The organism is uncultured Limimaricola sp., from assembly GCF_964022235.1.
Taxonomy (GTDB): Bacteria; Pseudomonadota; Alphaproteobacteria; order Rhodobacterales; family Rhodobacteraceae; genus Limimaricola.
The window spans coordinates 52,144-61,145 of sequence record NZ_CAXHZL010000010.1 but is presented as its reverse complement, the minus strand read 5'-3'; the positions used below and the strand labels follow the sequence as shown (position 1 = coordinate 61,145).

General features: G+C 66.7%; 11 protein-coding genes. 8 read left to right on the top strand and 3 right to left on the bottom strand.

Features of this window, described 5'->3' with window-relative positions; all coding sequences use genetic code 11:
* Positions 1 to 3 precede the first annotated feature (3 nt).
* From AADJ02_RS13045 to AADJ02_RS13030, 4 genes are all read left to right on the top strand, one after another.
* A complete protein-coding gene (locus AADJ02_RS13045; RefSeq protein WP_341213449.1) occupies positions 4 to 747 on the top strand; it encodes a hypothetical protein in 744 nt (247 codons plus the stop codon).
* A complete protein-coding gene (locus tag AADJ02_RS13040) occupies positions 744 to 1,244 on the top strand; it encodes a hypothetical protein (RefSeq protein WP_341213448.1) in 501 nt (166 codons plus the stop codon). The genes AADJ02_RS13045 and AADJ02_RS13040 overlap by 4 nt, the downstream gene beginning before the upstream one ends.
* A 118-nt stretch (positions 1,245 to 1,362) precedes the next feature.
* Positions 1,363 to 1,629 (top strand): DUF4282 domain-containing protein, encoded by a 267-nt coding sequence (locus AADJ02_RS13035; protein WP_341213447.1) that lies wholly within the window; start codon positions 1,363 to 1,365, stop codon positions 1,627 to 1,629.
* 395 nt (positions 1,630 to 2,024) lie between these two features.
* Positions 2,025 to 2,417, top strand: coding sequence for a septal ring lytic transglycosylase RlpA family protein (locus AADJ02_RS13030; RefSeq protein WP_341213446.1), 393 nt, complete (start codon positions 2,025 to 2,027; stop codon positions 2,415 to 2,417).
* 705 nt (positions 2,418 to 3,122) lie between these two features.
* Here the strand turns inward: AADJ02_RS13030 and AADJ02_RS13025 are convergent.
* Together AADJ02_RS13025 and AADJ02_RS13020 are read right to left on the bottom strand one after the other, a co-directional pair.
* Positions 3,123 to 4,061: an MYG1 family protein gene (locus tag AADJ02_RS13025; RefSeq protein WP_341213445.1), complete on the bottom strand. Its 939-nt coding sequence runs from the start codon at positions 4,059 to 4,061 to the stop codon at positions 3,123 to 3,125.
* A gap of 153 nt (positions 4,062 to 4,214) precedes the next feature.
* Positions 4,215 to 4,526 carry an ETC complex I subunit gene (locus AADJ02_RS13020; protein ID WP_341213444.1) on the bottom strand — a complete coding sequence of 104 codons (312 nt, stop codon included), beginning with the start codon at positions 4,524 to 4,526 and terminating at the stop codon, positions 4,215 to 4,217.
* A 131-nt stretch (positions 4,527 to 4,657) separates the two neighbouring features.
* Between AADJ02_RS13020 and uvrB the strand changes: the two genes are divergently transcribed.
* The gene (gene uvrB, locus AADJ02_RS13015; protein ID WP_341213443.1) at positions 4,658 to 6,856 is read left to right on the top strand and encodes an excinuclease ABC subunit UvrB; all 2,199 of its coding nucleotides are present in this window, start codon (positions 4,658 to 4,660) and stop codon (positions 6,854 to 6,856) included.
* Positions 6,857 to 6,875: 19 nt separating this feature from the next.
* On the opposite strand, the gene AADJ02_RS13010 is transcribed toward uvrB, so the two are convergent.
* A complete protein-coding gene (locus AADJ02_RS13010; RefSeq protein ID WP_341213442.1) occupies positions 6,876 to 7,148 on the bottom strand; it encodes a GlsB/YeaQ/YmgE family stress response membrane protein in 273 nt (90 codons plus the stop codon).
* 117 nt (positions 7,149 to 7,265) lie between these two features.
* On the opposite strand from AADJ02_RS13010, the gene AADJ02_RS13005 reads away from it, so the two are divergent.
* Genes AADJ02_RS13005 through AADJ02_RS12995 form a run of 3 tightly spaced genes read left to right on the top strand, consistent with a single transcriptional unit; the run spans position 7,266 to position 8,987 of the window.
* A complete protein-coding gene (locus AADJ02_RS13005; RefSeq protein WP_341213441.1) occupies positions 7,266 to 7,748 on the top strand; it encodes a YdcF family protein in 483 nt (160 codons plus the stop codon).
* Positions 7,749 to 7,804: 56 nt separating this feature from the next.
* On the top strand, positions 7,805 to 8,479 hold the full coding sequence (locus AADJ02_RS13000; protein WP_341213440.1) for a hypothetical protein: 675 nt from the start codon (positions 7,805 to 7,807) through the stop codon (positions 8,477 to 8,479).
* 37 nt (positions 8,480 to 8,516) lie between these two features.
* Positions 8,517 to 8,987, top strand: coding sequence for a pyridoxamine 5-phosphate oxidase (locus tag AADJ02_RS12995; RefSeq protein ID WP_341213439.1), 471 nt, complete (start codon positions 8,517 to 8,519; stop codon positions 8,985 to 8,987).
* Positions 8,988 to 9,002 lie beyond the last annotated feature (15 nt).

Below are 9,002 nucleotides of genomic sequence, written 5' to 3'. Positions count from 1 at the left end.
CACATGACACGCATCAAAATGATCACCGCGGCCGGGCTTCTGGCCACGCTTGCCGCCTGCGCCCCCGGCACGGATGGCGAAATGAACAACGTGTTCAGCGACGTGAAAACGCTGACCGCGGCCTCGGCGGACCAATCGGCCGCCCAGAAGGCGCTCGCCTCGCAAGAGCGCGACTATGCCAAGGTCCGTGTGCAGAGTGCGGCCGGTGGTGCGATCGGCGGCCTGCTGCTGTGCCAACTTCAGGGCTGTTCGAACCAGCAGACGGCGGCGGCCATGGTCGCCGGTGCGACGGCGGGCTATGCCGCAGGCGGTTACCTGAGCAACCAGAACAAGGCATTTCAGGCCACGCAGGAGACGCTGACGCGCGACATCGAGTTGGCGCAGCAGGACAACAAGCGCCTCGCTTCCGCGGTCGCCGCCGCCGAACAGGTCGTCGGTTTCCAAAAGAGCGAGATCGCCCGACTGAACGCCGCCTATGGCAAGGGCGAGGTGTCCGCGGCTGACTACAAGGCCAAGCTCGCCACCATGCAGGCCGACGTCAAGGCGACCCAGTCCCTGGTCGGCAAATCCCAAGAGCGCCTTACCGGTCTCGACAACTCGGTCAAGCAGCACGGCGCTGCGGGCTTGCCGACCGCCGGATTGTCGGCGCAGCGCAACGCTCAGCTGGCACAGCTCAACCGGCTTCGCGCCGCCGAGAAATCGATGATCGGCGTGATCGGCAGCGCGCCTGCGGCGGTCCGGTCGTGATCGGTCATCCCACCGCACTTGGCCTCGGCACCGCGGCGCTCGCTCTTCTGGCGGCCTGTACCGATCCCGGCGCCAATGCCTGCGCAAACGCCAACCGGGACATCACCCTGGTCAATCTTGCGGGCAACTCGCTCAGCGGCAGCTACGCCAACTGTGTCGCCGATCTCGAAGGCGAGCTGGCGGCATTGCGGCTGGAATCGCGTCGTCTCAGCGCCGAGGCCGCGCGGCTTGAGGCGCAGGCCGCACGGCTCGACGGCGAGCGGCGCAGCGCGGCGCAGCGTTTGTCGCAGATCACGGCCCGTCAGGCCGAGTTGTCGCAGCAGATCGCGGACACGGATGCCGGTCGCTCGGGGCTGGGTGATCTGGTGAGCCGCGACGCGGCACTGCGGGCCGAGATCGACCGGGCAGCCGCCAATGACGGGGTCGACGAGGCCACCGCCAATCGCCTGCTCGAACAACAGCTGCAACTCAACACTCTGGCGCGACAGATCCTCTGACCGCCCGGCCCGGCGGCGGTCTGCGCCGCCGGGTCTTTCGATGTCCAACAGGGCGGCGAGGCTCCCCGTCAGGGGACCGGTGCCGGCCGTCCGTGCTTACTTTCAAAGGCCAAGACCCATGATCAAATCCTTTTTTCAATTCGACGTCTTCATCTTCCCCAAGGTGGTGCGGATCGTTTTCGCGATCGGCGCCATCGGCATCATCCTCGCCACGGTCATCGGGATGATCACCCAGCTGTTCGCCGGCTGGGCCCCTATCAGCGCTCGGTTCGGCACCGCGATCTTCACGCTGGTCGGCGGTCTCGCGTCGCTGCTCGGCTGGCGCATTTCGATCGAGCTCATGCTGGTGCTGTTTTCGATCAACGATCGCCTTAAGCGGTCCTGACTAACCCCTCGGCCCGGCGCGGAGCTTTCCGCCTCGGGTCGATGGCCAGTGTTCGCCCATCCCCGACCCCAGTCGCACCACCGTGACCGCCGTCCGCGCCCAGTGCCCGAGACCGAGGCGACGTCCCGTTTCCATTCGTCACGGGTGCTATCATGACGGCGATGTCGCCCTTAGGCGCAGCTCCAGCCGGACTCGGGATCGTGTCCCTCGATGCGGCCATTCGCATTACATACCCCTTGTTTCGGCGGATACGCGCTGCTTCGGCCGCGCCAAAAGGCAAGGCTTCGCCGAGTTCTCCCCGATGCTGGAACCGTTGCCCCTTTGCCATTGCCCCACGGAGGCGTGCCCCGCAGATAGGGGGAACATCCTCAGGACAACCACCGAAGGACGCGCCTGTGACCAAGTTGAACGCCACGCTTCGTACCCTGCTGACCGCTGGCTGCCTGTTGGCGGCCGCCCCATTCGCCACGGCGCACTCGGGCAGCGTCACCAAGACCTTCGAAGGGGCCGCCTCCTGGTACGGACCGGGCTTTCATGGGCGCCAGACCGCCAATGGTGAGACCTACGACATGAACAGCCTGACCGCCGCCCATCCGAGCCTGCCTTTTGGCACGCGGGTGCGGGTCACGAACGAGGCCACGAACGAGGCCGTCGTTGTCCGGATCAACGATCGAGGTCCCTATGCCAAGAACCGCATCATCGACCTGTCCAAGGGGGCCGCGGACGACATCGGCCTGCTGAGCAGCGGTGTTGGCCATGTGACGGTCGAAGTGCTCGCCGACGCCTGAGCCAGCGCTGCCCAAGTCTCGCGAAGCGTCCTCGCCGCGCCCCCTCTTACGATGGTTTCATGCGCGACAGCCTCCATCCGATGCGCAGCCCGAAACGCTTGCTAGAATGCTGTGAAGAAATGTCGCCTTGCAACTCATGTCAGCGGATCCAGCCGCTGCCCTCAATGACCGCCTTGCTTCGCATTCAGGGGAAAAGGCGTTCACGGTGGAGAGTGCTATTCTCGATATAGGCACGCCACGGATCGTGTGCCCATGCGGATCGGCCATACCGTGCCCCGAAGGGGTCCACCTCCTGACGACTGCGGCCCGAGACACTCTCAGCTGGCTGGCAAGTACGTTGCCCTGCCGCGAAGCGGCACGGCCCCCGCGGGTGGCGCGAGTTCTACCCGGCAATGAAAACAGCCGCTTCCGCCATCCGTGCCCCCATCCGCGCCGTGAAAATCCTTCCCAAACGAAACGGACACTGCCGGTCGCTTCGACCCTGCCCGACCCATTTCTGCAGCGCCCAATAACCCGCGCGAGCGCCTTTCGTGACGGAGACAGCTGAGTGGCATAGCAACCGGCTCAGCGCCGCGTCCCAGACCGGTGCGCCGCCTGCCGCAAGATATTTTTCACCGCACATTGCAGTCTCTCAAGCTTGGTGCCGCGAAGGTCGGCATTCCGACCTTCCTTGTCCAAACCTCGGCTGCAAGCACGTCCACTCAGCTATGGCGCCGCATTGGCTTTCGAAACCTCCGCCACCGCAAGTTCAGCCATACGCAGGATCGCATCGCGGCTTGAGGCCACCGCAATGAACCGACCGTTGTGGCAGAACTTCGCCCCCGGCACGCCTGACGCTTCCTCCAGCGCCTCGTCGGTCAGTCCCGCCCAGGCGGCAGGCAGGTCGGCGCGGGTGGCAAAGGTGTCGTCGCCGGTGCGGATCGTCGTCAGGGCCCAGTCCGCGCCACGCGGATGGACGACGAACAGCAGGTGATCGGCTCCCGCCGCTTCGACACCGGCGCGGAACGGCATGCCCATAGGCAGCTCCAGAATGCGCCCCACGCCTGCCGCTTCGATCGCTGACAGGACCATCGCCTCGGCCCGGTATTTCGCGGCCGAGCGGCGGATGCGGGCTTCGACGAAGGCGCGCGCGACCGGAACGGCGGCGGCAAAGGCGCGATCATCGGCGCCCTCTTCGCGATCATCGAAGGCGGGCTTCAGGCTTTCGAGCAGCGCCGGCAGCGTCAGCCCCGAGAACAGCGGCCCCGCCGAGGAGGCATCCACCGCGCCGTTGTCGAGCAAGTCGACAGGCAGCACGAAGCCGCGGTCGAAAGAGGCGTGGATCTTCTCGACATCATGCTCAGGGATATCCAGCGCGCGCAGGTAGTCGCGTCCGTACTGCGCCCAGATCAGGCCAAAGGAGCTGTAGGGCTGGCCATCCTCGCGCAGCGGGTTGGGCTTCTGGTGGTGATCGAAGATCCGCGCCTTAGCGTCGAACTGACCGCCCACGTCGTAGATGATCCGCCCCTCGCCGGGGGTGATCCAAGCCTTGTCGCGGCTACGGATAAGCTCCGCATCGGGACACAGCCGGGTCAGGATGACCGAGGAGAGGAGTTCGTCGGCATGGAAGCCGCCCGAATGGGTGACGAGGTGGGTGATGGTCATTGCTGATCCCTGAAACGAAACGGGCGGCCATCAGGCCGCCCTTGGTAGAAGTCTATGGCATCCGATCCAGCCGGGCACTCGGTGTTATGTCTGTCGGCGGCTTCGCCGGATCTCGACCGCCAAACCGCCTCAACTTGAGTCGGATTTACATAATCAGTGGGTCCAAGCCCCGCGCCGCGTGGTCGAGAAATTTTCGCCATAGCCGCCCGGGCGGATGTTGTGCTTGCGTACCTGGGGCTCCTGCACCACGGCGTCGAGGCCGTGCTTCTCGGCATAGGCCACCGCCGCCTCGCGGCTCTCGAAATACATCCGCACCTGCGACTGAGTGTCGGTCGAGCTGGTCCAGCCCATCAGCGGGTCGATCTCGCGCTTGGAGGCGGGTGCGTGTTCGAGCACCCAGGCCTCGGTCTTGGCGGTGCCGGACTGGGTGGCGGTCCGGGCGGGTCGGTAGATCCGTGCGCGCATCTTTGGTCCCTTCTGATCTGATCGGCGTTATCGGCAAAACGGCGTCTTCATGCAAGCGGGCAAAGACGTCGCACCCCTCTTGCACAGGAACGAAAAGAGGCCAGATTGGTTCGGTCCCGAGGAGTCCGCCGATGCACAACAACTCGCCCCAGCAGATGCCGATGCTGCACGCCCCCGCGCCAGAGGTGAAGGCGCGCGAAAAGCTCGAAGGTGGCAAGCGCTTTCGCATGCAGACCGACTTTGAAGCGGCGGGCGACCAGCCCACCGCCATCGTCGAACTTGCGGGCGGCATCACCTCGGGCGAACGCGATCAGGTGCTTTTGGGCGCCACCGGCACCGGCAAGACCTTCACCATGGCCAAGGTGATCGAGGAGACGCAGCGCCCGGCGATCATCCTCGCGCCGAACAAGACCCTCGCGGCACAGCTTTACGGCGAGTTCAAGGGGTTCTTTCCCGACAACGCGGTCGAGTATTTCGTCTCGTATTACGACTACTACCAGCCCGAGGCCTACGTGCCGCGCTCGGACACCTTCATCGAGAAGGAAAGCCAGATCAACGAACAGATCGACCGGATGCGCCACTCGGCCACCCGGGCGCTTCTGGAGCGCGACGACGTGATCATCGTGGCCTCGGTGTCGTGCATCTACGGCATCGGCTCCGTCGAAACCTATGGCGCGATGACGGTCGACCTGCACAAGGGCAAGAATTACGAGCAGCGCGCCGTGATGGCCGACCTGGTGGCGCAGCAATACCGGCGCAACGACGCCGCCTTCGCGCGCGGCTCGTTCCGGGTGCGCGGCGACAGCCTCGAGGTCTGGCCCGCCCACCTCGAGGATCGCGCCTGGCGGTTGTCGTTCTTTGGCGACGAGCTCGAGAGCATCACCGAGTTCGACCCGCTGACCGGATCGAAGACCGACGACTTCGACCGCATCCGCATCTATGCCAACAGCCACTACGTCACGCCGCGCCCGACGATGAATCAGGCGGTGAAGGGCATCAAGGAAGAGCTGCGCATCCGCCTCGACCAGCTCGTCGGCGAGGGCAAGCTACTGGAGGCGCAGCGGCTGGAGCAGCGCACGCATTTCGACCTTGAGATGCTGGAGGCCACCGGCGTGTGCAACGGCATCGAGAACTACTCGCGCTATCTTACCGGGCGCGCGCCGGGCGAGCCGCCGCCTACATTGTTCGAGTTCATCCCCGACAATGCCATCGTCTTCGCCGATGAGAGCCACGTCTCGGTTCCGCAGATCGGCGGCATGTACAAGGGCGACTTCCGGCGCAAGATGACGCTGGCCGAGCATGGCTTTCGCCTGCCGTCGTGCATGGACAACCGCCCCCTCAAGTTCGAGGAGTGGGACGCGATGCGCCCGCAGTCGATCTTCGTGTCGGCCACGCCCTCGGCCTGGGAGCTGGATCAGGCGGGCGGCGTCTTCACCGAACAGGTGATCCGCCCCACCGGCCTGCTCGATCCCCAGATCGAGATCCGCCCCGTGAAGACCCAAGTCGACGACCTGCTCGACGAGATCCGCCTCGTGACGGCGCGCGGCTATCGCACGCTGTGTACGACGCTGACCAAGCGCATGGCCGAGGACCTGACCGAATACCTGCACGAGCAGGGCATCAAGGTGCGCTACATGCACTCCGACATCGACACGATCGAGCGGATCGAGATCCTGCGCGACCTGCGGCTCGGGGCCTTCGATGTGCTGATCGGCATCAACCTGCTGCGCGAGGGGCTCGACATCCCCGAATGCGGGCTGGTGGCGATCCTGGATGCCGACAAGGAGGGCTTCCTGCGCTCCGAGACCTCGCTGGTGCAGACCATCGGCCGCGCCGCACGCAACGAGGAAGGGCGCGTCATCATGTATGCCGACCGGATCACCGGCTCCATGGAGCGCGCCATGGCCGAAACCGACCGGCGTCGCGAAAAGCAGATGGCCTACAACGTCGAGCACAACATCACGCCCGCGACCGTGAAGAAGAACGTCGAGGACATCCTCGCCGGTCTCTACAAGGGCGACGTCGACATGAACCGGGTCACCGCCAAGGTCGACAAGCCGATGGCGGGCGCGAACCTGCAGGCGGTGCTCGATGGGCTCAAGACCGACATGCGCAAGGCGGCAGAGAACCTCGAATTCGAAGAAGCGGCACGTTTGCGCGACGAGGTGAAGCGGTTGGAGGCGGTGGACCTGATGGTGTCAGACGATCCCATGGCGCGCCAGCAGGCGGTCGAGCGGGCCTCAGAGGCGGCGGTGAAATCCTCGGGGCGCTCCACCGCTGGCAAGCCTGGTCAAAGGGGCGGCAACGTGCAGCGCCGCAAGAAGCGGTAGCCGCACGCCGCCTTGGCGACTACTTGGCGATCGCGCGCACCAGCGCCAGCACCAGCGCCGCGCCGATCAGCGCCACGACGATGACGAGCAACAAGCCCCCCGCGGCCAGCACGGTCACGCCCAGCGCCGCCAGCACGAAGGGCGTGGCCATCGCCGCCAGCGCACCTACCACCATGTAGAGCGCCCGCCTGCGCCCGCCCGAAAGCAGGCTCGCGAACCAGCCCACGGCGAGGCCTACGAGAGCCAGTATGACCAGCGCCGCGATGCCGATGCCTTGCAGAAGTTCTTCCATCATCCGTCTCCTGTTGTTGCGCCAAGCCTAGCGCGGCGACAGGCGTGGGAAAGACCCGGCGTGCCCGGTGGCCACTTTGCGCTAACTGACCACAGGCACAGACAGGAAAACGCCCGCATGACCGATGAGACCACCGCCGCGCTGATCCTCGGGGCCGCCGTCTGGCAAAGCGGCCCCTCGCCGACGCTGCGGCGGCGCACGCTGCAAGGGGCGGCGCTGTGGCATATAGGCGAGGTGTCGCATCTTGTCCCCTGCGGCGGGCTGGGACAGCACTCGCCGAGCGAGGGCGAGGCGATGCAGCGTTTGCTCATCGAGGCGGGCGTGCCGGCGGATGCGATCCACCCTGAGACGACCTCGCGCGACACGCTCGAGAACATCCGCCTCGCCCTGCCGATCCTTGCGCGGCTCGGGGTGCGCCACGTGGTCGTGGTCACCGATGCGCCCCACCTGCCCCGCGCCTTGCTGGTGGCGCGCCGACACGGGCTCGAGGCGCGCGGCAGCGCCCCGCATGGCGGCGGCAGGCTGGTGCCGCAGCTGCGCCTCGCCCTGCGCGAGATCCCTGCCTATGGTGCCTATCTGTGGCGGCTGCGGCGACGTTAATTCCCCCTTAACCTCTCGCCTCGCAGCCTTGGGCAGGGCTGTTCGGGGGGAGGCCGATGCCGCGCATCCTGATCCTGTGGGTCTGGCTCTGGGTTGGCTGGGGCGCGGCCCCTGTCACGGCGGGGGCCTGGCCGCGCGAGGAAGGCACGACCTTCGTGTCGTTTGGTGGCAACGTGGCGCTGTTCGGTGGCGCGACGCGGCCGGTGCATTACGACCCGATGATCTATGTCGAACACGGCCTGACCCCACGGCTCACCTTCGGCATCGACGGCTACACTGCCGATGCTGGCACCGCCGGAAGCCTCTTTGCCTGGATCCGCCTGCCTTGGCGTCCCGGTGACGGCGGCGACGTCTGGGCAGCGTCGACCGGGCTCGGCACGACGCTGCTGCCCGACGGCACCCATGAGGCGACGACGCGGCTCGGGTTGCACTGGGGGCGCGGGCTCGAGAGCGGCTGGCTGGCGCTTGACGCCCAAGGCCAGCTTGGCGTGACGCGGCTGTCGCATCAGGCCAAGGTCGAGGGCACATGGGGCCGCAAGCTCACCCCGCAGCTAACCGGGCTGCTGCAGGGGCAGACAGGCTACGGACTGTCGGGCGACCTCTACGCCAAGCTCGGGGCCTCGGTAGTGTGGCACGCGACCGAGGCGCTCGATCTGCGGATCGGCCTCACCCGCGCGATGACCGGCGACCGCGGCGGCGGGCTGACGCTCGAAGGCTGGTGGCGTTTCTGAGCTTGCCTGCGCCGCCTCCCCGCGACAGGCTGGTCCCATGACCGATCCCATCCGCCCCACCGACGACGGCGCTCGCAGACAGGCGGCGCGTCTCCTGTCGCAAGCGCGCCACGCCGTGCTGGGCGTGCGGGGCGACGGGCCGCCGGGGCTGAGCCGGGTGGCGGTTCTGCCGGTCGGTGCGGATCTGCTGCTGCTGGTGTCGGAGCTGTCGCGGCACACCCGCGCCCTCGACGCCGATCCGGACTGTGCCCTGCTCATCGGTGAGCCGGGCACCGGCGACCCGCTCGCCGCCGCGCGATTGTCGCTCGAGCTTCGGGCCGAGGCGGCGGACAAGGCGGCGCACCGAGAGGCTTGGCTCGCGTGGCATCCGGGCGCGGCCCTTTACTACGACTTCGCGGATTTTCGACTGCTGCGACTGGTGATGCGGTCGGGCTTTCTCGTCGGTGGCTTCGGACGGGCCTTTGCCCTGTCGCGCGCGGATCTCGAAAACTGCCGCCCCACCGCTTGACACAGACCTGCCGAC